This window comes from Streptomyces sp. SAJ15 (genome assembly GCF_007595705.1).
Classification (GTDB): domain Bacteria; phylum Actinomycetota; class Actinomycetes; order Streptomycetales; family Streptomycetaceae; genus Streptomyces.
In genome coordinates this window covers 1-23,102 of record NZ_NISY01000018.1, presented here as the reverse complement: position 1 = coordinate 23,102, position 23,102 = coordinate 1, and the positions used below count along the sequence as shown (strand labels likewise).

Here is a 23,102-nt window from a genome sequence, read left to right as displayed (position 1 = left end):
CCCCGCCCCCTCAGTCGCCGTGTCGGCTGGTCGGGGGCAGCAGGAACCGATTGAGCGTGCCGCCGGTCTGGATGTCGTGGTTCTGGAAGCCGAGGCGGGCGCCCTGCAGCGCGGTCTTGTCGGCGGCGAGCCGGCCCTGGAGGGCCTTCACCTGCTTGTCCCACTCGGTCGCCACGTCCTTGAGCCCCGAGCCGGTGGCCCAGTCGGTGAACGTGGTCACGGCCTTGGTGGTCGCCTCGTCCGCCACGGTGCCGGCCGTCCCGGTGTCCGGCTGGATGTCTTCCGTGAGCGCCTTGACCGCTGCCGCCTTCCCCGGATTGTTCGTCTTGAGTACGCCCGGACCCTGTGGTCCCCCGTCGGACATGTGACCCGCCTTCCCCCGTATCCCGGCCTTCGTGATCAAGCCGGTCGCCACCCTAAACCGCCTGGTCGGGGAGGGAGTTGAGACGACGGCTGGTCTTAACGGATCCGATATGCCAGCCCGGCGGAAGACCAGCAGATCCGCCGCGCGCGGCCGGTGCCCGGCCCCTCCGCGTCCTCGACGAAGGCGTCCAGAACGGTGTGCACACCGCTCGCCGCGATATGGACTCGCCACGAGGCCGACGTGCCTAGGTGAGCGGTCACGATGCCGTTAAGGTCGCGTACACAGCGCATCGGAAGGGTGGCGACGAGGAGATCCGTCGGTGGACGAACGCGTGAGGCTGCTGCCCCGGGCCTTCACCTCCCATCCCGCGCGTACGGTCGTCTTCGCGTTCGGCGTGGTGGTCCTGGTCGGCACGGCGTTGCTCTCGCTGCCCCTCGCCAGCGAGGGCGGGAGCGGGGCCGGCTTCGTGACCTCCCTGTTCACCTCGACGTCGGCGGTCTGTGTCACCGGGCTCGCGGTCGTGGACACCGGTTCGTACTGGAGCGGCTTCGGTGAGGGCGTCATCCTCGGCCTGGTCCAGCTCGGCGGTTTCGGCATCATGACGATGGCCTCACTGCTCGCCCTTCTGGTCTCCGGCAGGCTGCGGCTGCGCATGCAGCTCACCGCGCAGGCGGAGACGAAGAGTCTGGGCATCGGGAACGTGCGCCGGGTGCTGCTCGGTGTCGCCGGAACGACCGTGGTCGTGGAGCTGATCCTGGCCACCGCCCTCGCCCTGCGCTTCCGCTTCGGCTACGACCGGGCTCCGTGGGATGCCGCGTACCAGGGCCTCTTCCACTCCGTGTCGGCCTTCAACAACGCCGGCTTCGGACTGCATGTCGACAACCTGTCGCAGTACCGGCAGGACCCGTGGGTGACGCTGCCCATCGCCGCGGCCGTCATCCTGGGCGGCATCGGCTTCCCCGTACTGCTGGAGCTGCTCCGCCACCGCGGGCGCCGTCGGCTGACCGGCCGGCGCCACTGGTCGCTGCACACCCGGCTGACTCTGATCACGACCGTCGTGCTGCTGACCGCCGGCACCGTGATGATCTGTCTGCTGGAGTGGACCAACCCCGGCACGCTGGGCCCGTTCGACAGTGCCCAGAAGCTGCTGAACGGGTTCTTCACCTCGGCGATGACCCGTACGGCGGGCTTCAACAGCATCGACACCGGCGCACTGCACCCCGCGACACTGCTCTTCATGTGCATGCTGATGTTCATCGGCGGCGGCAGCGCGGGCACGGCGGGCGGCGTCAAAGTGACGACGTTCGCCGTCCTCGCGGCCGCCATCGTGGCCGAGTCGCGCGGGGAGCCCCATGCGGTCATCCTGGGGCGGCGGCTCCCACCCCACGTCCTCCGCCAGGCGCTGACCGTCGCGCTGCTGGGTGTGGGACTGGTGATCTCTTCCACCATGGCCCTGCTGACCGTGACGGACGAGCAGCCGGAGGCGGTGCTCTTCGAAGCCGTCTCGGCCTTCGGCACGGTGGGCCTGTCGACCGGCATCACCACCGACATGCCCACCATCGGACAGCTCATCCTGATCCTGCTGATGTTCGTCGGCCGTCTCGGCCCGGTCACGTTGGTCTCCGCGCTCGCCCTGCGCGAGCGGACCCGCCGCTACCGCCTTCCCGAGGAGCGACCTGTCATTGGGTAACTACCTGCAATCCCTGCGCCGACGGCGGCGCAAGCGACTGATGGAGCAGCCGCCACTCCACCGCGACCAGCGCCTCGCGGTGATCGGACTCGGCCGGTTCGGCCACTCCCTGGCCGGTGAGCTCATGCGGCGTGGCTGGGACGTCCTCGGCGTCGACAGCGACGACCGTCTCGTCCAGAAGTACAGCGACACCCTCACCCACACGGCGGTCGCCGACTGCACCGACCCCGAAGCGCTCGTCCAGCTCGGCGTCAACGAGTTCACCAGCGCCGTCGTCTCCATCGGCACGGACATCGAGGCCAGCATGCTGGTCACCGCCAACCTGCTGGACGCCGGCGTCTCCAACATCTGGGCGAAGGCCGTCAGCCGACAGCACGGCCAGATCCTGGAGCGACTCGGCGCTCACCACGTGGTGCTCCCCGAGCACGAGATGGGCGAACGCGTCGCCCACCTCGTGACCGGGCGCATGCTGGACTTCATCCAGTTCGACAGCGACTACGCCCTGGTCAAGACCATCGCGCCCAGCGTCGTACGCGGCATTCCGCTCGGAGAGAGCCGACTGCGCAGCACCTACGGCGTCACCGTGGTCGGCATCAAACGCATGGGAGAGGACTTCACCCACGCCACGGCGGAGACGGTGGTACAGAAGGGCGATGTCATCGTCCTCACCGGGAAGACCACGGCCGTGGAGTCGTTCTGCGCGCTCGACTGAGCCCGGCCGACGCCGACCATCACGTTCAGCGTGGCCGGGTCGGCCTCGGCTTCCGCCGCCGCCGTGCGCTTCCTAACGCCCCCCGACCGGGCACGACGCGAGGGACCGCCCCGCCCCCCTCCTCCCCGCGCCGCCCCGGCCGAGGCGCTCTCACGCTCGGCCTCTGTCCGCTGCTCACTCCGGTGGGGCGGAAGGGGGCACGGTGGCCACGGGGCATACGGCCCTGTGTAGCAGGCCGTGCGGTACGGAGCCGAGTCGCATGCCGGTGAAGCCCTCCCTGCCACCGCGGCCGACGACCACGACGAGGGCGTGCTCGGCGGCCCCGGCCAGCGTCTCGACCGGATGTCCCCGCAGCACCGTGTGGCTCAGCGGCACGTCCTGGTGGGCGGCGGACGGCCCCGCAGTCGCTTCATGGAGCTGCCCACGGCAGACCTCGAGAGCGGCATGCTCGTCGAGGGATCCCAGCAGGGGGCGCTGCCACACCCACACCGCACGCACTGAGACACCTCGCGAGGAGGCGTCTTCCAGGGCGTAATCCAGGGCCGCGCCGGCCGACGGGCTGCCGTCCACCCCGACCACGAGGTACGCCGGCTCCTCCACCGTGCGCTCGGCTTCCGGTACGACGACCACCGGGCAGGCGGCGTTCGCGCTGACGGGAACGGTCGTGGACGCCGCACTGAGCACCTCCGCCAGCCGTCCCAGCCGACGCGAGCCGAGGACCACCAGTCCCGCCTGTGCGGACCGCCGAACCAGCGCCTGCGCGGGGTTGGCGTCCTCGATGAACGTGGTCACCTCAAGCTCCGGCCGCCGAGCACGGGCACGGACCGTGGCCCTGTCGACCGCCACGTCCCCCAGCTGTCGCAGGGCCTTGTGTCGGGCGGTCTCCTCGACGCCGCGCACGTGATGGGTCGCCGGCAGCACCGCGTGGACCAACTGCAGAGGCACCCCGCGGCGGGCGGCCTCGTCGGTCGCCCAGTCCAGGGCGGCGTCCTGGTTCGCGGCGTCGACGCCGAAGACGACCGGGAGTACACGGGTGTCTGTCATCACTCCTCCACCGGTCTGCGTCCCGGGTGGCGGCAGCCTCCGCTGCGACCACCTACGTCAGCCTCGGCTGCGACCACCTACGTCTCAGCACGCTACGCAGGTCGCGCGGATGTGCACCAGCCCCGCGACGCGCCGCCGGCCTCCGCTGCGAGCGGGGCACCCACCTGGCAGTCGCCGCGTCTGGTGCTCGATCTGGCGCGCCGCTGGACCGGTCGCCTCTGGCACGGTCCTGAGGAGGTTCGACGCGCGTGCCCGCCCGGGCGGGGCGACGATGGAGGCATGGTTCGTGCATACGAACTCGTGAGGGGAAACCTGGAGGGTGATGCGGCCGGAAGGTTCCGCGCAGCGCGCCGGGCACCGTGGCGTTCCGCATACCGCGGACCTGCGGGTGGAGGCCTGGGCACCGACCCGTGAGGAATGCCTGGCGCAGGCGGTGCGGGGTGTCGGCGAGTCGTTCCTGAACCTGACGGGGGCCGTCGGCGTCCGCACGCGGGACGTCGTGGTGCGGGCGGACAGGGACGAGGACGTGCTGGTCGGCCTGCTGGAGGAGGTCGTGTACTGGCTCGACACCGAGGGCGAAGTCCCCGTCGACATGGAGCTGACCACCGTACCCGGCGGCTTGCGCGCCGGTCTGCACATGGCTGATGCCGGTTCGCTTCCGGTGACCGGCGCCGCGCCGAAGGCGGTCACGCTGCACGAGCTGGAGTTCACCCGCGGGCCGGACGGCTGGACCTGCTCGGTGACGCTCGACGTGTGAGCCCCGGCTGAGCAGGGACCCTGGCCGCTTTTCCCGGGCGCGTGCGCGGCCGAGGCGTGGAAGGTGACGGACATGGACATCGCGCTGGTGGAAGAGGGTCCGTTCCGGTTCCGTATCGAGCGACGGAGCCCGATGCGCGTGCCGGGGGTCGTCTTCGCGACGCGGGAGCTGCTGCCGCAGGCCGCCGGGGACAAGGCGCTGGAGCAGGTGGCGAACGTGGCCACGCTCCCCGGCATCGTCCGCGCCTCCTTCGCCATGCCCGACGTGCACTGGGGGTACGGCTTCCCGATCGGCGGGGTGGCCGCCACGGACATCGAGGACGGCGGTGTCGTCTCGCCCGGCGGAGTGGGGTTCGACATATCCTGCGGCGTCCGACTGCTCGCCGCCGACACCGACCGAGGCCAGCTCGCGCCCCGACTGCGCACGCTCATGGACGTTCTCGGCGACACGATCCCGCGCGGCGTGGGCCGCGGCGGCCTGTGGAAGCTGTCCGGACGCCCGCAGATGGAGAAGCTGCTCATGGGCGGGGCCGAGTACGCGGTCGAATGTGGTCACGGGGTGCCACGGGATCTGGCGCGCTGCGAGGACCACGGCGCGCTGGCGGAGGCCGACCCCTCACAGGTCGGGCAGCGGGCCGTGGACCGGGGCCTCCAGCAGGTGGGGAGTCTGGGCGCGGGCAACCACTTCCTGGAGGTGCAGGCTGTGGAGGAGGTGTACGACACGACCACCGCTGCCGCCTTCGGACTGCGTGCCGGTCAGGTGTGCGTGATGATCCACTGCGGTTCACGCGGCCTGGGGCACCAGGTGTGCACCGACCATGTCCGGGCCATGGACCACTCGCTGCGTGCCTACGGCATCCGCGTCCCCGACCGACAGCTGGCGTGCGCCCCGGTCGTGTCCCCGTCGGGCCGCGAATACCTCGGCGCGATGGCCGCCGCCGCCAACTACGGCCGAGCCAACCGGCAACTTCTCACCCAGGCCACGCGGCACGCGTTCGCCGTCGCGTCCGGGGTGGGCCTGGACCTGGTGTTCGACGTCTCGCACAACATGGCCAAGATCGAGACCCATGAGGTGGACGGCGTCCCGCGCCGGCTGTGCGTCCACCGCAAGGGCGCCACCCTGGCCCTCCCGCCCGGCCATCCGGACCTGCCGGCCGACCTCACCGAGGCCGGGCAGCCCGTACTGGTGCCGGGCACCATGGGCACCGCCTCCTACGTGATGGTCGGCACCCCGGAGAACGACGCGTTCCGCTCCGCCTGCCACGGCGCCGGACGCGTGTGGAGCCGCCACCATGCGTTGCACCAGGTCCGCGGCGAGCAACTGTGCGACGAGTTGGAGGCCCACGGCATCGCCGTCCGGTCGTCCTCCTGGCGCGGGCTCGCCGAGGAAGCCCCCGCCGCCTACAAGGACGTCGACGCCGTGGCCGTCGCCGCCGAGGGGGCCGGGCTGGCCCGGCTGGTCGTCCGCCTGGTTCCGCTCGGCGTCGTCAAAGGGTGAACACCGTCGGGCGTACACGTCCTGAGTCGCACCCCGGCACCTGCGTGAATCGCCGTCGGGTTCGCCTCGCGAGCCTGCCCGGCCCCTGCTGCGGCGGGTCCGCGGCCGGACCCGCTTGGGGCGCTGGTCGCGGCCGAAGGTGCAGGCAAGAGCGGGCTGAACGAGCCGAGTGCCGACATCCACGGCAAGCTCACCGGCGAACTCGCCGGCAGTCACTGACACGCACACGAACGGCGAGAGGACTCCGGCGAGGCGCCGGGGTCCTCTCGCGTTTCCGCGGCCGCCGTTCTGTGACGCACGCCATATGCGATCCCTGTCAGGAATCGGGGCGCTGTCCCGCTCAACTCACGAAGAGCGAAGCGAACCGACAGGAGCATCACATGAAGCACCGCGTCGTCGTCCTCGGCGCCGGCTATGCCGGCGCCTACGTGGCCGGCACCCTGGCCCGCCGGCTGTCCCCGGCGGACACCGAGATCACCGTGGTCAACGCCGAGCCGGACTTCGTCCAGCGGCTGCGGCTGCACCAGCTCGCGGCCGGCCAGGAGATCGAGGCTCCGAAGCTCGCCGACGTCTTCGCGGGCACGGGGATACGGCTGCGCCTGGCCCGTGTCACCGCCGTCGACCCCGAGCGCCGGGTGGTCGCCGTGGCCGACGCCGCCGGCGGTGGCGAGATCGAGTACGACACGCTTGTCCACGCGCTCGGCAGTCACGGTGCCGACCACGGCGTCCCCGGCGTGGCCGAGCACGCCTTCGACGTCGCCGGCCGGCCCTCCGCGCTGCGTCTGCGGGAGCGCCTGGACAGCCTGAGCAGGCGGGACGGAGGCCGGAGTGTGCTGGTCGTCGGCGACGGGCTGACCGGCATCGAGACCGCCACCGAGATCGCCGAATCCCGGCCCGGCCTGTCGGTGACGCTGGTCGCCCGCGGCGAGCTGGGCGCCCCGCTCTCCGCTGGAGCCCGCGGCCACCTGCACCGGGCCTGCGAGCGGATGGGCATCACCGTCTGGGAGCACACCACCGTCGAGGCCGTGGAAGCCGCGCGGGTGCTCTGCGCCGACGGCACCGCCCTGGCCTCCGACGCGACCGTGTGGGCGGGCGGGTTCGCAGTCAGTCCCATCGCCGCCGCCGGCGGTCTTGAGGTCACGGAGAACGGGCGGATCGTCGTCGACCGCATGATGCGGTCGGTCTCGCACCCGAATGTCTACGCCGTCGGCGACAGCGCCTACGCCATCGGCGACAACGGCCGGCCGTTGCCGATGTCCTGCGCTTCGGCCGGCTACACCGGCCGGCAGGCCGTGGACGCGATCGTGGGACCTCTGACCGGCCGTAAGATCGCGAACACCAGGCTTGAGTACGTGGGCAACCACATCAGCCTCGGGCGGCGGGACGGGATCCTGCAGATGGTCGACGACGAAGGGCAGGCGAAGCCGAAGTACGTGGGTGGCCGGAAGGCCGCGCGGATCAAGGCGGGCATCCTCAGGATGTCGCTGTGGGCCACCTCGCACCCGACCTTCGGCCTGCCCAAGCGCAAGCACCGCCTGGCCGACGCGCAGGACGCATCCGCCGAGAAGGCAGTCGCGTGGTCGCGTCCCCAACCGCACTGAGCCGTGCACCCAGGCCGTGCTTCACGACCTTGAGTCACTCGACCCCGTGGTCACCGGTGAATCCATCGTCGCAAACGGCAACCCGTCGCTCATCCCCCTGACCGGCGAACTCGACGGCGTCCCGGCAGCGCGTGCCGAGACGGCCCGCCTGAGCGGCCTCTGTCACGTCCGCACATCCAGAACAGCCGACCCCTCGATCCGCTTCTGAAAACATGCTTAGGGTGGTCCGCGTGGACAGCACCGCCATCGATCGCTTCGACACCGGTCGGTTCGAGGCCAGCCGGACCCGGCTGGCCTCGCTGGCGTACCGGCTGCTGGGCTCCGCCACCGACGCCGAAGACGCGGTGCAGGACGCGTTTCTGCACTGGCAGGCCGCGGACCGGCAGCGGCTCAAGGTGCCCGAAGCATGGCTGACCAAGGTCGTCACCAACCTGTGCCTGGACCGGCTCCGCTCGGCACAGGCCCGCCGCGAGCGCGCCGTCGGCGCCTGGCTGCCCGAACCGCTCCTTGACGGCGATGCGTTGCTCGGCCCGGCCGACACCTTCGAGCAGCGTGAGTCGGTCTCCCTGGCCGTGCTGACGCTCATGGAGCGCCTCTCCCCCCTTGAACGGGCCGTCTATGTGCTGCGCGAAGCGTTCGCCTACCACCATGCCGAGATCGCCGAGATCCTCGACATCACCGAGTCCGCAAGCCAGCAGCACCTCCACCGGGCCCGGCGCCGCATCACCGCCGCTCGCCGCGGCGGCGGCGAAGCAGACCCGGCATCCGCCCGCAGGATCGTCGAGGAATTCCTCGCCGCTGCCTCCTCGGGCCGCACCGAACGGCTGGTGGCGCTGCTCACCGACGACGTGATCGCGATCTCCGACGGCGCTGGCGGCCTGGCCGAGAAGCTGCTGCGGTACGACACTCCGCAGCGCGTCGCCGCCGTCGTACGGGCCGGCTTCAAACCCACACCCGCGAAGCGGCGACTGGCCGGCGGCACACCGGCGATCCACTACGCGCTCGTCAACGGCGCCCCCGCCATCCTCTTCGTGCTCGGTGACCAGGTTGTCGGCGCCGTGACGTTCGACGTCGCAGGGGGCAAGATCGCGACCGTGCGCGGCATCTCCGCCCCCGCGCGCCTCGTCCGCCTCACCGAAGCCTGGCGGCAGCACGGACCGGACACTCCGCTCATCGCTCAGTGGTGACCCGACCGGGGCCGGGCGCAGCGCCCGCTCAGCGGGTTGTTCGCCCCGTAGGCCGACGACCGCGCCAGCCCACCGCATGGCTAGCCTGGCGGTATGGAAGCAATCCTGGTCAGCGCGTGTCTGCGCGGAGTGCCGTGCCGGTTCGACGGGCGTCACAAGGCGTCCTCGGAGATCGAGGAGGCGGTGGCCGGTCGCGAAGTCGTCTCCTTCTGCCCGGAGGTCGCGGGCGGGCTCGCGACACCGCGGCGGCCGGCGGAGTTGGTGGGCGGCGACGGGCACGACGTGCTCGACGGGACGGCGCGGGTCGTTGAAGACACCGGGCGTGACGTGACAGCGGAGTTCGTGGACGGAGCACGGCGCGCACTCGCGGCGGCGCGGCACGCGGGCTGCACGGAGGCCCTGTTGATGCCACGCAGTCCCTCGTGCGGCCGGGGTGTGGTGTACGACGGGTCATTCGCCGGGGAGCTGGTGCCGGGTGACGGGGTGACGGCGGCGCTGCTTGAGCGCAACGGGGTCGCCGTGCGGCCCGCACCCGGCGTGTGAAGTCGCCTGTCCTGGCGGTCAGCCGGTGGCAGCGGGTGAGGGTCGGGTAGCCGCCACGAAATCCGCGGGGCACGCCCTGCTGACAGAGCTCGGCCGCGTCGGTGTCGCCCGCGGCGTACTTCGCCCGGACACCGCCCGCGGAGAGCGGCCGGCGGCGCCGCGCCACGCGCGTGGGCGATGTCAGGTGAGTACAGTGGTGATCGCGAGGCCGAAGTACACGGCGGCCACGGTGTACTTGGCGGAGCGACCGGTGAGGGCCCGGGTGGGCAGCCGATGTCCCAGCACACCGGCGGCCGACGCGTACGCCAGGTCCATGACCAGACCGAGGAGGAAGGTGATGGCGCCCAGGACGAGCATCTCCGTACGGGCTTGGGTGCCGGTGGCCCCCTCGCTCACCCACTGGGGGAGGAAGGCGAGGAAGAACAGCATGACCTTCGGGTTGAGCACGTTGACGAGGACTCCCTGGCCGTACACGCGCGGCAGCCGGTGGGTCGGGGCGGCTGTGCCGTCCGCGCGGTCGGTGGAGCGTGCCTCGGCCAGTGACCGGGCTCCCAGGTGGGCGAGGTAGCCGGCACCGAGGAGGGTGAGGGCCTCCAGCGCCCACGGTTGGGCGGAGACCAGTGCCGCGACCCCGAAGGCGGTGGCCAGGACGTGCACCAGTGTGCCGGTCTCCACGCCGAGCGCGGAGACCAGCCCGGCGGCGGTTCCCTGGGTCATGCTGCGGGTGCAGATGTAGAGGACGTTCGGCCCGGGCAGCCCGATGAGCGCGACGGATGCGGCGACGAAGAGCAGCAGGTGCCCGGGGTCGGTGAGCACCTTCAACGCCCCGCCTCCCCGAGCAGCGCCGGGAGCAGGCCGAGCGGCGGTGCTCCGAGGCCGAGCAGAGCGGTGTGGAAGCGCTTCGGGGAGAAGCCGGAGCCCCAGCGCCGGCGGGCCTCGTCCCGCAGGTCGAGGATTGCGAACTTCCCGCGGGCGTAGTCGCCCGCCTGCGGATCGAGCAGGCAGCGAAGGGCCTGCTGGGCGGCGAGCCCGGGCGGGGAGAACGCGTCGGTCCGGAAGCACCCGGCCGCCTCCGCCCGGGTGAGCTCCCCGGTGTGCATCCCGATGACGCATCTCAGACGGGTGAGCCGGAGCAGTGCGTCGCGGGCGACGGCCGCCGCGTACCGGGGGTCGCCGTCACCGAATCCGGCTTCCAGCGCCATCTCCTCGCAATAGTGCGCCCATCCCTCGCTCGTCGCGTACGACCGCAGGCCGCGGCGCACCACGCTGGGATTGCGCCGCAGGACACGGCCGTGCGTCAGGTGACCGGGGGCGACCTCGTGAACGGCGATGTTCAGCAGCTGGAAGCGGCTGTAGGTGCGCAGCCAGCGGTCGCGGTCGGCGGCCGACCACGTGGCGGGCGGGCACCGGACCAGGAACCGGCCGGGCCGGTCCGGCTCCTCGGGCGCCGCAGCCGTCATGGTGGCGACCTGGTGCCCCTGCGACTCCGGGAGCAGGCCGACCGTGCACTCGCCCACCTCGCCCGGCACCAGCCCGGCACCGGCCGCCCAGGCCCGCACTGTTCGCACCGCCTCGCGGGTGGCGGCGAGCAGGCCGTCGGCGGTGGGGTGGTCCTCGTCCAATGTGCTCAGCGTGTCGGCCACGGTGGCGTCGGCGCGGATGCGGCGGCAGCTCTCCTCCAACAGCTCCCGGAGGCGGAGACGCTCGGTGTCGGCGCGCTCGGCCAGCCGCTGGAGGTCCACCTCGGTGCCTTCGGTGGCCATCAACATCCGGGTGAGCCCCTCCTCCCCCAGGACCGGCGACTCGCCCTCCGTCTCTGCCGCCCGCCGCAGATGGTGCCGCAGCCGATCGAGCGCCCGGGCGGCCGGCTGCTCCGGTGCGGGGTCCTCTCCGGCGGGACGCAGCAGGTGGCGCAGGCCCTCGACCGCGGGCAGGGCCGCGCGAGCCTGCTCCGCGGGCACCCGGTCGAGCGTGGCCACGGCGTTGGCCACCAGGTCGGGCCAGGCGTCCAGATGGGCCCGCCGGGCCCGGGCCCGCAGGTCGGCGGGGGCATACGGATGGTCGTAGCCGCTCAGGTCCAGGTTGTCGATGTGCAGAGACGCGTCGCGGCGGTGCATCGCCAGGTCGCCGAAACGGACGCGCGCCGCCCGTTCGAACGCCGCGAGCGTCCCCTCATCGAGCGGGTCTGGCTCCATCGGCGCCAGGCGGCCGGCGGCGTCGATGTTCCGCAGCGCGCGTCCGACGCCCGCCTCGGAGAGGTCCTGTGGACAGCCGTCGTACTCATGTCGTCCGGCTTCGTGCCGGGCGGCCGGTACGGACGCGTCCAGGACGGCACGCAGACGGGCCGGGACGGCGAGAGGCATCGGGAGTTCTCCCTGCTGTTGGATGGCCATGTGGTAGGTCTGTGACCAAGCCAATCCGAGGTGGGCGCGGACCACCCGGGCCAATAGGAGCCGAAGTGGACCTTTCGCGGGAGCCGGCACGGCTGGTCGAGCTGCTGCCCGACAACTGGGCGCACCACGGAGCCCTGTACCGGGGTCTCGCGGACGCGCTGGCCCGTCTGATCGACGAGGACGACCTGGTGCCCGACGCCCGGTTGCCGTCGGAGCGCGGGCTCGCGGCGGCGCTGTCGGTGAGCCGCTCGACCGTCGTCGCCGCCTACGACGAGCTGCGCGCCGCCGGGGTCCTCGTCAGCCGTCGGGGCAGTGGGACCCGGGTCGTGCGGCAGGCGGGCGGAGGCCGTTCCCGACCCGATCACCGACTCCTTCGGGGAGCGGCGGACTCCGTCTTCGCGCGGCTGTCCCAGGGTCCCGGAAGCGTCATCTCCCTGGCGTACGCCGCGGACGCGGGGGCACCCGAACTCGTCGACGCGCTCCAGGAGGTGATGGCACAGGATCTCCCCCATCTGCTGGAGGGCGCCGGCTACCACCCACGCGGACTCCCCGGGTTGCGTGAGCGGATCGCCGCCCACCTCACGGGCCTGGGCCTGCCCACCGCGCCGGAGGCGGTGGTGGTGACCACCGGCGCGCACCAGGCGATCGCGCTGGCCGCCCGGATGTACCTACGGGCAGGCAGCACGGTCGTGGTCGAGTCCCCCAGCTGGCCCGGCTGCTTCGACCTGTTCTCCGGACTCGGCGCCCGCGTCGTCGGCGTACCGCTCGACGAGGAGGGGATGCGGCCGGACCTGCTCGCCGCCACGCTCGACGAGTGCCGGCCGGATCTGCTGTTCGTCATGCCCTGCTACCACAACCCCACCGGCCGTCTGATGAGCGCGGCACGCCGCCGCCGGATCGTCGAACTGGCCGGGCGGCACGGTGTGGTCGTCATCGAGGACCTTGCCTATTCGGGGCGGCTCGGCCCGGCCGCCGAACTCCCGCCCCCGATGTCCGCGTTCGCCGCCCCGGACGACGAGGTGTTGACGATCGGCTCGTTGTCCAAGTCGGTCTGGGGAGGACTTCGGGTGGGCTGGGTCCGCGCGGACGTGCCCGTCGCCGCCCGACTGGCTCGGCACAAGGCGCTGGCCGACCTCGGCACCCCCGCCCTGGACCAGGCGATCGCGGCCCGGCTGCTGCCTCGGCTGGCGGAACTGGAACACACCCGCGCGCAGTCCGCCGCCCGCCGGCTGCGTCATCTGACCGGGCTGCTGGCGGGGTCGGTCCCGGACTGGCGATGGGATCCGCCCGACGGCGGGTCGGCGCTGTGGATCGAGCTGCCGGGCGTCGACGCCCGCGTGTTCGCGCAGGTCGCCCTGCGCCACGGGGTGGAGGTGGTGCCGGGGCGCGCCACCGACCCCAGCGGCCGCCACGACACCTACATCCGCCTGCCCTTCACCTATCCGGTCGACGTCCTCACCGAAGCCGTGGGCCGGCTCGCCCGCGCCTGGGCCGACCTACGCCGCCACGGCCCCACCCCGGGCGGTTCCGAACTGCTGGTGTGAGGTGACCGGGGCGCTGGTCGGGCGAACACCACGGGGCTTCGCTGGGACAACGAGAGCGCCGTCGACGCCCCGATGTGTGGAAACGGGCCGGGGCGGGAAGGCCAGGTTCGTCGTCCACCCCCGGACTCGGTCGGCACCCCGTCGACCGTTTCGCCGGTGATGATCAGCCGACTCGACAACTCCTCACCGGTGCCCGCTCGTTGCGCCACCCGCGGGTCCTCCGCACGAAAGCCCCCGTGTGCGCGCGGCACCTCCCCGATCCTGAAACCGCTGCGGTAGGCCCACCGGCGCACTGGGGAGCGTGCTCTTGACCGTGGACGACAGCGCACTGCAACGGGAGTGGTTCAGCCACCTCACTCGACGGCGAGGAGAGTCGCCATGCGGACCGGCATCGTCATGACAGCAGGGCCGGGTGTGGAACACCTGGCCGCCCGCGCGGAGGAACTCGGCTTCGACAGTTTCTGGGTGTACGACACGCCGATGCTCCACGGCGATCCGTTCGTGAGTCTCGCACTCTGCGCCAAGTCCACCCACCGGATCAGGCTCGGCATCGGCGTCACCTCACCGGCACTGCGTTCCGCGCCCGCCGCGGCGGCGGCCGTCAGCAGCCTCAACGCCCTCGCCCCCGGTCGTATCGTCTGCGGGGTCGGCACCGGCAACACGGCGCGCCGTACGCTCGGCATGCGGCCTGCGAAGATGGCGGAACTGGAGTCGTTCACGGCCGCCCTACAGGATCTCACGGCGGGCCGCGAGTCGGACTACCGCGAGGGGACCCGGTCCAGCAGGGTGCGATTCCTGCACGTCGGGCCGTACGTCAACACCGAGGCGCCCGTGGAGTTCGTCGTGGCCGCGTTCGGCCTGAAGGCTGCCGCGGTCGCCGGCCGGCTCGGCGCGGGAGTGATCTCCTTCGGGATGCACGATCCCGCGGCGTGGTCCGCCCTCGGCCAGGCCCGGCGGGCGGCGGCGCGGGAGGCGGGCAGCGCCGAGAAGACGCGTTCGTATCTCATGTCCTCCCTGCATGTCCTCGCCGACGGCGAGGACCGCTACGGCGATCCGGTCAAGGACTCGATGGGGCACATCGCGCTGAGCGCACTGATCCTCGGCGCGGAGGACCCCGCCTTCCGCGCGGCCCTCCCTCCAGAAGAGGCCGCGGCTGTCGACCGTCTGCTCCAGTCGCGCGGCACCACCCCCACCGATCCCAAGCTTCACCAGGCGCTCTACCGCAACTACCTGGGTCGGCTGTCCCCCGAGGACCGCGAGCTCATCGTGCCCTCCCTGGTGGACAGATTCGGCCTGGTCGGTACCAGGGGCGAGGTCACCGAGCGGATCAACGTGCTGGAGGAGTCGGGAGTCGATGAGCTGGTGATCCAGCCCGTGGTGGACCCGGAGACCGAAATGGCGGAGTTCGCACGGCTGCTGGCCTGACACGCGGCGAAGGACGGCCGTCGGCAGGGCTCAGCCCGCGTCGCCCCCGTCGCCCCCGTCGACCCCGACCGCCTGGACGTCGACCATGCCGTAGGCCCGGCTGACGTACACATTGGTGAGGCGGGGGTTGCGGTAGTTGAGGGATCTCACGGCGACGACCGGGAGGTAATGGGCGCCGTCGGTGAGTTTGTGGTTGAGGTTGCGGTAGAGCTCGGTCACCTTGTCGGGGTCGGTCTCCGCCGTCGCCTGGTCGAACAGGGTGTTGATCGCCGGCTCGTCGACCTGGGCGTGGTTGGTGTTGCCACTCGGGAGGATCAGGCGGCCGTCGGCCAGCGGCGGCAGGAAGCCGGATCCGTGGGGGAAGTCGGAGCCCCAGTTGGTCATGATGAGGCCGTAGCCCTTCTTCTCGACCGCGCTGGGGTTGCCGACGGTGTCGAGGTACGTCCTGAACTCCAGCTGTTCGATCTCGACCTGGATGCCCGCGGCCTTCAGAGCCTGCTGGAGCACCTCGGCGGAGGCCACGTCCTTGGGCCTGTTGTTGCGTACGACGAGCTTGGTGGTGAAGCCGTTCGGGCGTCCGCAGGCGACGAGCTCCTCCTTGGCCTTCGCGAGCCGGGGCTTGCCCGTGGTGAGGTCGAAGGGGTCGTAGGCATCGCTGCCCGGAACGGTCGGGGGCAGCATGTTGCCGTGGCGGGTGCCCGTGGTCGGACCGCCCTGCGCGGTCTGGAGGGCGGTGGTGTCGGCCGCGTACAGGACGGCCTTGCGGCAGTGCTTGTTGTCGAAGGGTGCCGTGTTGGACACCATCGCGACGGTTCGGATCACGCCCGAGAAGGGGGCGTCCGCGTTGGCCTTCAGTTTCGGGTCGGCCATGAGCTTGGCGGAGGCGGCCGGGGGCAGGCCGGCCTGTGACGCGTCCAAGTCGGCGGTGCCCGCCATGAGGTGCGCGGCCACCTGCTCCGGGGCGGCGGAGACGGTCAGCTCGATGCGGTCGGGCAGCGCCTTGCGCACCGGGTCGGTCGCTGGGTTCCAGCGGGGGTTGCGCACCAGGACGAGCGACTTGCCCGGGCTGTACGAGTCGAACCGGTACGGCCCCGACGCGACCGGCTTCAAGCCGTAACGGGCGCCGGTGTCCTTGGACTTGGGCACCGGGGCGGTCGCGCCCATGGCCAGCAGGTGCGGGAACCGCGAGTCGGGCGCGTCGAGACGGAAGACGAGTGTCCGCTCGTCCGGCGCCTCGACCGACTTCAGACCGGTGCCGCCGCTGTCCTTGTACGGGCCCCGGTAGTTCTGGCCCTGGTCCAGAAGCTCCATGAGATAGGTGGGTCCACCGTCGATGACGTCCAGCGCGAAGGTCCGTTCGATCGCGTACTTGACGTCCTGGGAGGTGATGGGCGTGCCGTCCTCGAACGTCAGCCCGGACTTGATCCTGACGGTGTACGTCTTTCCGTCGGGCGACACGTCGGGCTGCGCCTCGGCCAGGTCCGGGACGAGCTCGAGGCCCTTCGCGCCGGGCTTGGCGTCGTAGGTGAGCAGCGTGCGGCTGTAGAGCCGCTGCATGTTCCAGACCCAGCCGTAGTAGGCGCGGGCCGGGTCCCAGGAGTCGGCGTCGATGGCGGTCGCGAGGCGGAGCGTGCCGCCCTTCTTCGAGGAGGGGTTGACCACCGTGTCGACGGCGGCGTCGAAGCCGGCGGCGGGGGTGGTGTCGCCGGAGGGCGAGCTCGACCCTCTGCTTTTCCCGGTACCGGTGTTGTTGTTCTTGTCCTTGCCCAGGTTGACGACGAGGGCGCTGATGCCGCCGCCGACCAGCACCGCCGCGACGGCGATCGCGACGATGCGGTGAGCCCGGGCCCGGCCGCCCGGGCGGGCGGCGGGACGGCCGGGGGTGGCGGCGGGAGAGGCGGGCGTCCACGGGGAGGCGAGGGCCGACTCACCAACGAGGTGCTGCGGGGGCGTCGCGGCGGCCGCCGGGCGGAAGGCCGGGGCCGGACTCCGCTCCGGTGCCAGGTCCGGCGTCCGGTCCGGTGGCCGCGTCGGTACGGGCGGTGAGGTCGAGGGCAGCGGCGGAGGCGGCAGCGGTGCGGCCGGCGTCACGGCGGGCCTGGTCGGGACCGGCATGGCGGGCGTGACGGGGGCCGGCGTGGCGGGCATGGCCGGGGCCGGCGTGGGCTTCTTGGCCAGGGCGTCCCGGGGGTCGGGCGGAGTGGGGGCCGACCCGGCACCGCCCTCCGCGCCGGCAGCCTCGGCACCGTCCGCACCGCCCGGGGTGTCCGCCGGCGCGCCCGCCGGCGCGTCCGCAGGCGAGGCACCGGAACCGGCCGGGCGGGTGACCGCCAAGGCCACCGCCTCCGGCAGCCAGGCGGTCTCCTTGGGCAGCCCGCCCCCGTAGGTCTGTCCATCCGACTCGCCGAGCAACCGGGCGTACTCCGCGAGGAGTTCCGGCACCGTGGGCCGATCGCGGGGGTCCTTCTCCAGACACCGGCCGATGAAGTCGGTGTCTGCGGGCAGCCTTTGGAGGTCGGGGGCCTCGTACACGGCGCGGAAGTTCACCGAGTGCGGCGATCCGATACCGAACGGCGGCGCACCCGTTCCGGCGAAGGCGAGGACCGCGCCGAGCGAGAACACATCGCTGGCGGGGCCTATCTGTCGCCCCGTCACCTGCTCGGGCGACATGAAGCCGGGCGTGCCGATCACCATGCCCGTCCGGGTGAGGACGCTCGCCTCCGTGGCGATGGAGATGCCGAAGTCGATGACACGCGGACCGTCGGCGGCGATCAGCACGTTCGACGGCTTCAGGTCCCGGTGGATCAGCCCCGTGGCGTGAATGGCCTCCAGCGCCTCGACCAGGCCGGCCCCCAGGACGAGTAACGACCGTCGGGGCCACGCCCCGTGAGCACGGATCGCCGCGTCGAGCGGCAGGCCGGGGACGTAGGCGGTGGCGAGCCAGGCGGGGGAGCCCTCGGGGTCGGCGTCGACGACCGCCGCGGTGAAGAACCCGGTCACCCGTCGGGCCGCCTCGACCTCCCGGGCGAACCGGCGCCGGAAGTCGGGGTCCTCCGCGAGTTCGGCGCGCACCACCTTCACGGCGACCATGCGGCCGCTGGTGGAACGGCCCAGATACACCCGGCCCATGCCGCCCGCGCCGAGGCGCGCGAGGATCCGGTAGCGCCCCACCTGCCGCGGGTCTGCGGCGCCCAGCTCTTCCAACGTCCCCCCAGCCGGTGATCCTGCCTCCGGTGATCCCAGCTCCGGGGATCACCCGGGGACGATTACATCAGACCCCGGTGCCCCGCTCACGAACTCCTCCATCACCTGGACGAACGGATTGATGCCAGCGAAGGGGGGCGGCCAGAGTGCCGCCGGCCGTTCAGCGCCAGACCACAGCGCGACGCGGTCCGTTCATCGTGTTCCGATCACCGAGGATCTGGCCCGCGTTGTTGATCAGAAGGGCATGGGAGCTCGTTGTGATGTCGCCGGGTTTCTCGTCCGGAAGGTGGGTGCCCTGCCCGCTCGCGTCCCAGATCGCCGCGCGGCGGCCTGAACTGCCCACGGAGAGGCCTGTGTCGTTGAGTGAGGTCACCGTGGACTCTGTGGTCCCGGGAACGGGCCGCAGGACGACGAGGCCGTTGCCATCCCATCGCACGTTCTCGGGACGGCCGTCGACGGTGGCGCTGCCGAGGAAGACATCGCGATTGTTCACATCGAACAGCCAGCCGTTCTCACTCGGGCCATCCATGGCGCGAAAGACGCAGCAGCGCAGCGCACGCGCGGCGTAGTGCTTTTCGGAAGCCAGGTCGAAGGCCTGGCCCGCCACGGTGCCGCGGTTGTTGATGTCGGCGGCCACAGCGGCCTGTCCCTTGATGCCGAGGTTCATGGCCTTGCCAGCGGCGTCCCAGCGCACCGCCACCTCAGTGCCGCCCCTGAACCACGCCTTGCCGATGACTTCGCCGTTGTCGTTGATACGGGAGGCGGAGCTGCCGCTCGAGTGCGGCAGTTTCTCCAGGAAGGCCGGCGCGCCGTCCCGCTCCCATCGCACCGCCCAGGCGGTGTTGTCGATCGAAGCGAAACCGACTGCGACGTGGGCGTTGTTGATGTCCTCGGCGTTGCTCGCCAGGTAGCCTTCCGGCTCCCGAAGGCGCTTCGGTACGCCCGAGGCGTCCCAGGTTACGGCGTGGCTGACGGTGTCGCTCGTGCTGGAGACACCAGCGACGATCCCGTCGTCGTTCACGGCCTTCAACATGTCCCAGTTCCCGCCGAGACCTACCAGGGCGACCGAGGATCCGTCGGGGTTCCAGCGTATGTGTCTGAGCTCTCCCTGACTGTCACGGGCCCACCCGGCAGCGTGGCCGGAGTTGCCGAACAGCTCGGCGTGGGAATCCCCGTACCCGTCGGGCACCGGCAGCTCGTACATCACCCGGCCGGCCGACGCGCCGCTCTCCGCAGCCTGCCCCGCGGTCCCCGATGAGACCACCAGGACAGCCGCCAGCCCTGCCTTCGTCACAGCACGTAACACTGAACTCCGCCTCTTCTCCGACAGCATGTGACTCAAGTTTCACGAAACACCTTCGCGGCTGCGCTCGCACGGGCCGGAGGTCCGTTACCGGGCCGTGGACTGTGGGAAGGCCGATCCGGCGGCCATGGGCCTTACTCCGGCCGGGCGCTGCTCGTCACGGCATCAGTAGTGCCCGGGCGCCCTATTTCCACACTGTGGCGAGGCGTATCCCGTCCCAGTCCACGGTCATACCGAGGACGTGACCACTGTTGTTGATCGCGGTGCCATAGGACTGCCGGATGTCGGACTCGACCGGCAGGTGCTGTCCCACGCCGCTGGCATCCCAGTAGGCGGCATGACGGTCCGAGCTCCCGACCGCGACACCGGCGTCGTTCAGCTGATACACGGACTTGTCCGTGGTACCCGGGGCGGGTCGCAGGACGGTCATACCGCCGGTGTTGTCCCAGCGTACGGTCTCGACCTTGCCGTCGATCTTGTTGCTGCCGAGGAAGACGTCGCGGTTGTTGACGTCGATGATCCGGCTGTCGGGGCTCGCGCCCTGCATCGGGCGGAAGTCGCAGCACCGCAGTGCCCGGGCGGCCACGTACGTGTGGGTGGCCGGGTCGAACGACACGCCGGCGATCGTGCCGCGGTTGTTGATGTCCGACCCGCCAGCCGGTCCGTCCTTGCTCTTGAGGACCTTGAGCTTGCCCTCGGCGTCCCAGCGCACCCCGACCGAGTGGTACATGGAAAAGGCGATCTCGCCGATGGCCTCGCCGTTGTCGTTGATGCGATAGACGTGGCTGCGCAGGGCGTCGGGCAGCTCCTCCAGGAAAGTCGCCCGTCCGTCACGGTCCCAGCGGACCGCGCGGTTCGTGCTGTACCTGCCGACGTACCCCACGGCGACACCACTGTCGTTGATGTCCGTGGCCGCGCTCTCCAGGAAGTCGGCCGGCTCCTCCAGACGCCGGATCGCGCCGGTCGCGTCCCAGGTCGCGGCATGCTGTCTCAGATCGGGGGTGTAAGCGTGGCCCGCGATGACCCCGTGATCGTTGAGAGCTTCGGCGTGCATAGCCGTGCCGTGTGCGAGGCCCCCGAGGTCAGCCAGCCGTGTGAACGACCCGTCGGCCTCCCACCGGAGGTTGAGGATCGGGCCCTGAGCGCCCTGAGCGGTGCCGACGACCTGGCCGGCGTTGTTCAGCAAATGCGCTCCTGTTGTCGGATAGCCCTCGGGCCCCTTCAGCTGGTGCATCACCTTCCCCACCACGGCGCCCGCGTCCGCCTGGGCGGCCGGACCAGGAACCAGCACCAGCGCTCCCGCCAGAGCCGCACTCGCCATCGCACGTAACACCAGACCCCCCTGTGGTCGTGTTCGTGGCTGCCGCCGCCAACGGACCCCACGCCTCGTGACGCGCTGCCGACAGCGACGGCACCCCCCTTGCTACCGCACAGTACGGGACAGGCAGACCACCCGACAGTTCCCGAACCCGGACACCGGCCCGCCGCCCCTTCGCTCGCGGGACCGTCGAGCGCACGGACAGATGAACGCCGAACCGATGGTGTGACGTATCCGACGCCCGTCCGAGCCATCTTGACGCTTTCCTGACGCCGGACCTGAGGTCTGCGACGGGTGCTCTGCTTAGGCTTGCCCGGCCGTCCGCGTGATGGCCGGAAACGATCGCCTACGAACACCCAGGACATCCGATGGGCACCACGAACAACTCTCGTACCACCCGATTGCGGGCGTGGATGCTGGAGGGCCTGTCCGACATGGGCAAGGGCAAACCCTCGCGCCCCGTGGAGAGCGCCCCGGAGGCCGCGCACCAGGGGCAGCGGTGGTGGCGGGTCATGTGCCTGACCGGTGTCGACTACTTCTCGACCCTCGGTTACCAGCCGGGTATCGCCGCTCTGGCCGCCGGCCTGCTCTCCCCCATCGCGACGATCGTGCTCGTGATCGTGACGCTGGCGGGCGCGCTGCCGGTCTATCGGCGGGTGGCGGAGGAGAGCCCGCGCGGCGAGGGATCGATCGCGATGCTGTCGCGGCTGCTGTCGTTCTGGAAGGGCAAGCTCTTCGTCCTGACCCTTCTGGGTTTCGCCGCGACCGACTTCCTCATCACCATCACGCTGTCGGCGGCGGACGCCTCGACCCATCTGGTGGAGAACCCGCACCTGGAGTCGGCCCTGCACGACAAGCAGGTGCTGATCACCATGGTCCTGATCGCGCTGCTCGGGGCGGTGTTCCTCAAGGGCTTCCTGGAGGCGATCGGCGTCGCCGTGGCGCTCGTCGGGGTCTATCTCGCGTTGAACGCGGTCGTGGTGGTCACCGGCGTGTGGCACGTCTTGACCGAGGGCCATGTCGTCACCGACTGGACCGCCGCTCTGACCCAGGAGCACGGCAACGTCTTCGTCATGATCGGCGTGGCGCTGATCGTCTTCCCGAAGCTGGCGCTCGGCCTGTCAGGCTTCGAGACGGGTGTGGCGGTCATGCCGCACGTGCAGGGCGACCCGGGTGACACGGAGGCGAAGCCCGCGGGCCGTATCCGCGACACGAAGAAGCTGCTGACCACGGCCGCGCTGATCATGAGCGTGTTCCTGATCTGCACGAGCTTCATCACGACCGTTCTCATCCCGCACGAGGAGTTCGAGTCGGGCGGCAGCGCCAACGGCCGCGCTCTCGCCTACCTCGCCCACGAGTACCTGGGCAGCGGCTTCGGCACGGTCTACGACGTGTCGACCATCCTGATCCTGTGGTTCGCGGGCGCGTCCGCCATGGCCGGCCTGCTCAACCTGATGCCCCGCTACCTGCCCAAGTACGGCATGGCGCCGCACTGGGCCCGCGCGGTGCGCCCCATGGTGATCGTCTTCACGCTGGTCGCGTTCCTCGTGACCTGGATCTTCGACGCGGACGTGGACGCCCAGGGCGGGGCCTACGCGACCGGTGTCCTGGTCCTGATCTGCTCCGCGGCCATCGCCGTGACCATCGCCGCCCGCAAGGCCGGGCAGCGCGGCTGGACGATCGGGTTCGGCGTGATCTCCGCCGTCTTCCTCTACACCACGGTCGTCAACATCATCGAGCGCCCGGACGGCGTGAAGATCGGTGCCTGCTTCATCGCCGGCATCATCCTGATCTCCCTGCTTTCCCGGCTCGGCCGGGCGTTCGAGCTGCGGGTGACGCATGTCGAGCTCGACGACATGGCCGAGCGGTTCATCCGCGACATCTCCAGCCGCACCCCGCGGTTCATCGCCAACGAGCCGGACCAGCGGGACATCACCGAGTACCGAGAGAAGATCGACCAGATCCGCACCGACAACGACCTCCCGACCACCGAGGACTTCGTCTTCATCGAGGTCACCGTGACGGACCCGTCCGAGTTCGAGGCCGGGCTGACCGTCCGCGGCGAGGTCCTCCACGACCGCTACCGCGTCCTCACCGTGGAGAGCTCCTCCGTCCCCAACGCGCTGGCCGCCCTTCTCATCCACGCCCGCGACATGACCGGCACCCGCCCGCACGTCTACTTCGAGTGGACCGAGGGCAACCCGTTCGTGAACTTCCTCCGCTTCTTCCTCTTCGGCCAGGGCGAGATCGCCCCGGTCACCCGCGAGATACTGCGCGAGGCGGAGTCCGACCGGGACCGCCGCCCCCGCGTCCACGTCGGCTAGCTAGCTGTATTGCCCTGTGAGGTTGGGGACGCGGCTGGCGGGTGGTTGGCCTTTCAGCGCGGTGTGTCCGCGGTGGTGATTGTAGGTGTGCAGCCATTCGCCGAAAGCCGCGCGTCGTTCTTGCTCTGAGTGGTAGGGGCGGGCGTAGGCCCACTCCTCCAGCAGGGTGCGGTTGAAGCGTTCGACCTTGCCGTTG

At 71.2% G+C, this 23,102-nt stretch carries 19 protein-coding genes; 11 read left to right on the top strand and 8 right to left on the bottom strand.

The features are described 5' to 3' along the window. Positions 1–10: 10 nt before the first annotated feature. A complete protein-coding gene (locus CD790_RS30500; protein ID WP_144386627.1) occupies positions 11–364 on the bottom strand; it encodes a hypothetical protein in 354 nt (117 codons plus the stop codon). 319 nt (positions 365–683) lie between these two features. Here CD790_RS30500 and CD790_RS30495 point away from each other — a divergent pair, with 319 nt between their 5' ends. Beyond that, positions 684–2,054, top strand: a complete 1,371-nt coding sequence (locus CD790_RS30495) for a TrkH family potassium uptake protein (RefSeq protein ID WP_144386626.1) — start codon at positions 684–686, stop codon at positions 2,052–2,054. Further along, positions 2,047–2,766 (top strand): TrkA family potassium uptake protein, encoded by a 720-nt coding sequence (locus tag CD790_RS30490; RefSeq protein ID WP_260868015.1) that lies wholly within the window; start codon positions 2,047–2,049, stop codon positions 2,764–2,766. The genes CD790_RS30495 and CD790_RS30490 overlap by 8 nt, the downstream gene beginning before the upstream one ends. 174 nt (positions 2,767–2,940) lie before the next feature. Here CD790_RS30490 and CD790_RS30485 read toward each other — a convergent pair whose 3' ends face one another. Then, on the bottom strand, positions 2,941–3,810 hold the full coding sequence (locus tag CD790_RS30485) for a universal stress protein (RefSeq protein WP_144386625.1): 870 nt from the start codon (positions 3,808–3,810) through the stop codon (positions 2,941–2,943). 388 nt (positions 3,811–4,198) lie between these two features. Here CD790_RS30485 and CD790_RS30480 point away from each other — a divergent pair, with 388 nt between their 5' ends. The 6 genes from CD790_RS30480 (at position 4,199) to CD790_RS30460 (ending at position 9,395) form a co-directional block, all read left to right on the top strand. Then, positions 4,199–4,567: an archease gene (locus CD790_RS30480; protein WP_399218499.1), complete on the top strand. Its 369-nt coding sequence runs from the start codon at positions 4,199–4,201 to the stop codon at positions 4,565–4,567. Positions 4,568–4,639: 72 nt separating this feature from the next. Then, positions 4,640–6,064 (top strand): RtcB family protein, encoded by a 1,425-nt coding sequence (locus CD790_RS30475; RefSeq protein WP_144386623.1) that lies wholly within the window; start codon positions 4,640–4,642, stop codon positions 6,062–6,064. Positions 6,065–6,444: 380 nt separating this feature from the next. After that, positions 6,445–7,665: an NAD(P)/FAD-dependent oxidoreductase gene (locus CD790_RS30470; RefSeq protein WP_144386622.1), complete on the top strand. Its 1,221-nt coding sequence runs from the start codon at positions 6,445–6,447 to the stop codon at positions 7,663–7,665. A gap of 46 nt (positions 7,666–7,711) precedes the next feature. Next, a complete protein-coding gene (locus CD790_RS34975) occupies positions 7,712–7,873 on the top strand; it encodes a hypothetical protein (protein ID WP_186319314.1) in 162 nt (53 codons plus the stop codon). Between the two features lie 22 nt (positions 7,874–7,895). Further along, a complete protein-coding gene (locus CD790_RS30465) occupies positions 7,896–8,852 on the top strand; it encodes a sigma-70 family RNA polymerase sigma factor (RefSeq protein ID WP_186319313.1) in 957 nt (318 codons plus the stop codon). 93 nt (positions 8,853–8,945) lie between these two features. Beyond that, positions 8,946–9,395, top strand: a complete 450-nt coding sequence (locus CD790_RS30460) for a DUF523 domain-containing protein (RefSeq protein ID WP_144386620.1) — start codon at positions 8,946–8,948, stop codon at positions 9,393–9,395. A 180-nt stretch (positions 9,396–9,575) separates the two neighbouring features. Here the strand turns inward: CD790_RS30460 and CD790_RS30455 are convergent, their stop codons facing one another. Both CD790_RS30455 and CD790_RS30450 read right to left on the bottom strand, forming a co-directional pair. Further along, a complete protein-coding gene (locus CD790_RS30455; RefSeq protein ID WP_260868020.1) occupies positions 9,576–10,211 on the bottom strand; it encodes a LysE family translocator in 636 nt (211 codons plus the stop codon). A 2-nt stretch (positions 10,212–10,213) separates the two neighbouring features. Beyond that, complete coding sequence (locus CD790_RS30450; RefSeq protein WP_186319311.1) at positions 10,214–11,758, bottom strand: DUF885 family protein; 1,545 nt, start codon at positions 11,756–11,758, stop codon at positions 10,214–10,216. A 95-nt stretch (positions 11,759–11,853) separates the two neighbouring features. Here CD790_RS30450 and CD790_RS30445 point away from each other — a divergent pair, with 95 nt between their 5' ends. Then, complete coding sequence (locus CD790_RS30445) at positions 11,854–13,332, top strand: PLP-dependent aminotransferase family protein (protein ID WP_144386617.1); 1,479 nt, start codon at positions 11,854–11,856, stop codon at positions 13,330–13,332. A 378-nt stretch (positions 13,333–13,710) separates the two neighbouring features. After that, positions 13,711–14,757 (top strand): LLM class flavin-dependent oxidoreductase, encoded by a 1,047-nt coding sequence (locus CD790_RS30440; RefSeq protein ID WP_144386616.1) that lies wholly within the window; start codon positions 13,711–13,713, stop codon positions 14,755–14,757. Between the two features lie 30 nt (positions 14,758–14,787). Here the strand turns inward: CD790_RS30440 and CD790_RS30435 are convergent, their stop codons facing one another. From CD790_RS30435 to CD790_RS30425, 3 genes are all read right to left on the bottom strand, one after another. Next, positions 14,788–17,961, bottom strand: a complete 3,174-nt coding sequence (locus CD790_RS30435; protein WP_144386615.1) for an ABC transporter substrate-binding protein — start codon at positions 17,959–17,961, stop codon at positions 14,788–14,790. Between the two features lie 160 nt (positions 17,962–18,121). Beyond that, on the bottom strand, positions 18,122–19,255 hold the full coding sequence (locus CD790_RS30430) for a hypothetical protein (protein ID WP_144386614.1): 1,134 nt from the start codon (positions 19,253–19,255) through the stop codon (positions 18,122–18,124). Positions 19,256–19,448: 193 nt separating this feature from the next. Continuing rightward, entirely contained in the window at positions 19,449–20,585 is a 1,137-nt protein-coding gene (locus tag CD790_RS30425) for a hypothetical protein (RefSeq protein ID WP_144386613.1), read from the bottom strand. Between the two features lie 365 nt (positions 20,586–20,950). Between CD790_RS30425 and CD790_RS30420 the strand changes: the two genes are divergently transcribed. Then, positions 20,951–22,906, top strand: coding sequence for an APC family permease (locus tag CD790_RS30420; protein ID WP_144386612.1), 1,956 nt, complete (start codon positions 20,951–20,953; stop codon positions 22,904–22,906). On the opposite strand, the gene CD790_RS30415 is transcribed toward CD790_RS30420, so the two are convergent. After that, on the bottom strand, positions 22,907–23,102 hold a 196-nt coding region (locus CD790_RS30415), incomplete at its 5' end, for an integrase core domain-containing protein (protein WP_144385609.1).

Excerpts from the sequence above, each read along its gene's own strand:
- CD790_RS30500 (WP_144386627.1), bottom strand. The coding sequence starts at position 364 with ATGTCCGACGGGGGACCACAGGGTCCGGGCGTACTCAAGACGAACAAT.
- CD790_RS30425 (WP_144386613.1), bottom strand. The coding sequence starts at position 20,585 with ATGGCGAGTGCGGCTCTGGCGGGAGCGCTGGTGCTGGTTCCTGGTCCG.
- CD790_RS30485 (WP_144386625.1), bottom strand. The coding sequence starts at position 3,810 with ATGACAGACACCCGTGTACTCCCGGTCGTCTTCGGCGTCGACGCCGCG.
- CD790_RS30470 (WP_144386622.1), top strand. The coding sequence starts at position 6,445 with ATGAAGCACCGCGTCGTCGTCCTCGGCGCCGGCTATGCCGGCGCCTAC.
- CD790_RS30420 (WP_144386612.1), top strand. The coding sequence starts at position 20,951 with ATGGGCACCACGAACAACTCTCGTACCACCCGATTGCGGGCGTGGATG.
- CD790_RS30450 (WP_186319311.1), bottom strand. The coding sequence starts at position 11,758 with ATGCCTCTCGCCGTCCCGGCCCGTCTGCGTGCCGTCCTGGACGCGTCC.
- CD790_RS30440 (WP_144386616.1), top strand. The coding sequence starts at position 13,711 with ATGCGGACCGGCATCGTCATGACAGCAGGGCCGGGTGTGGAACACCTG.
- CD790_RS30460 (WP_144386620.1), top strand. The coding sequence starts at position 8,946 with ATGGAAGCAATCCTGGTCAGCGCGTGTCTGCGCGGAGTGCCGTGCCGG.
- CD790_RS30475 (WP_144386623.1), top strand. The coding sequence starts at position 4,640 with ATGGACATCGCGCTGGTGGAAGAGGGTCCGTTCCGGTTCCGTATCGAG.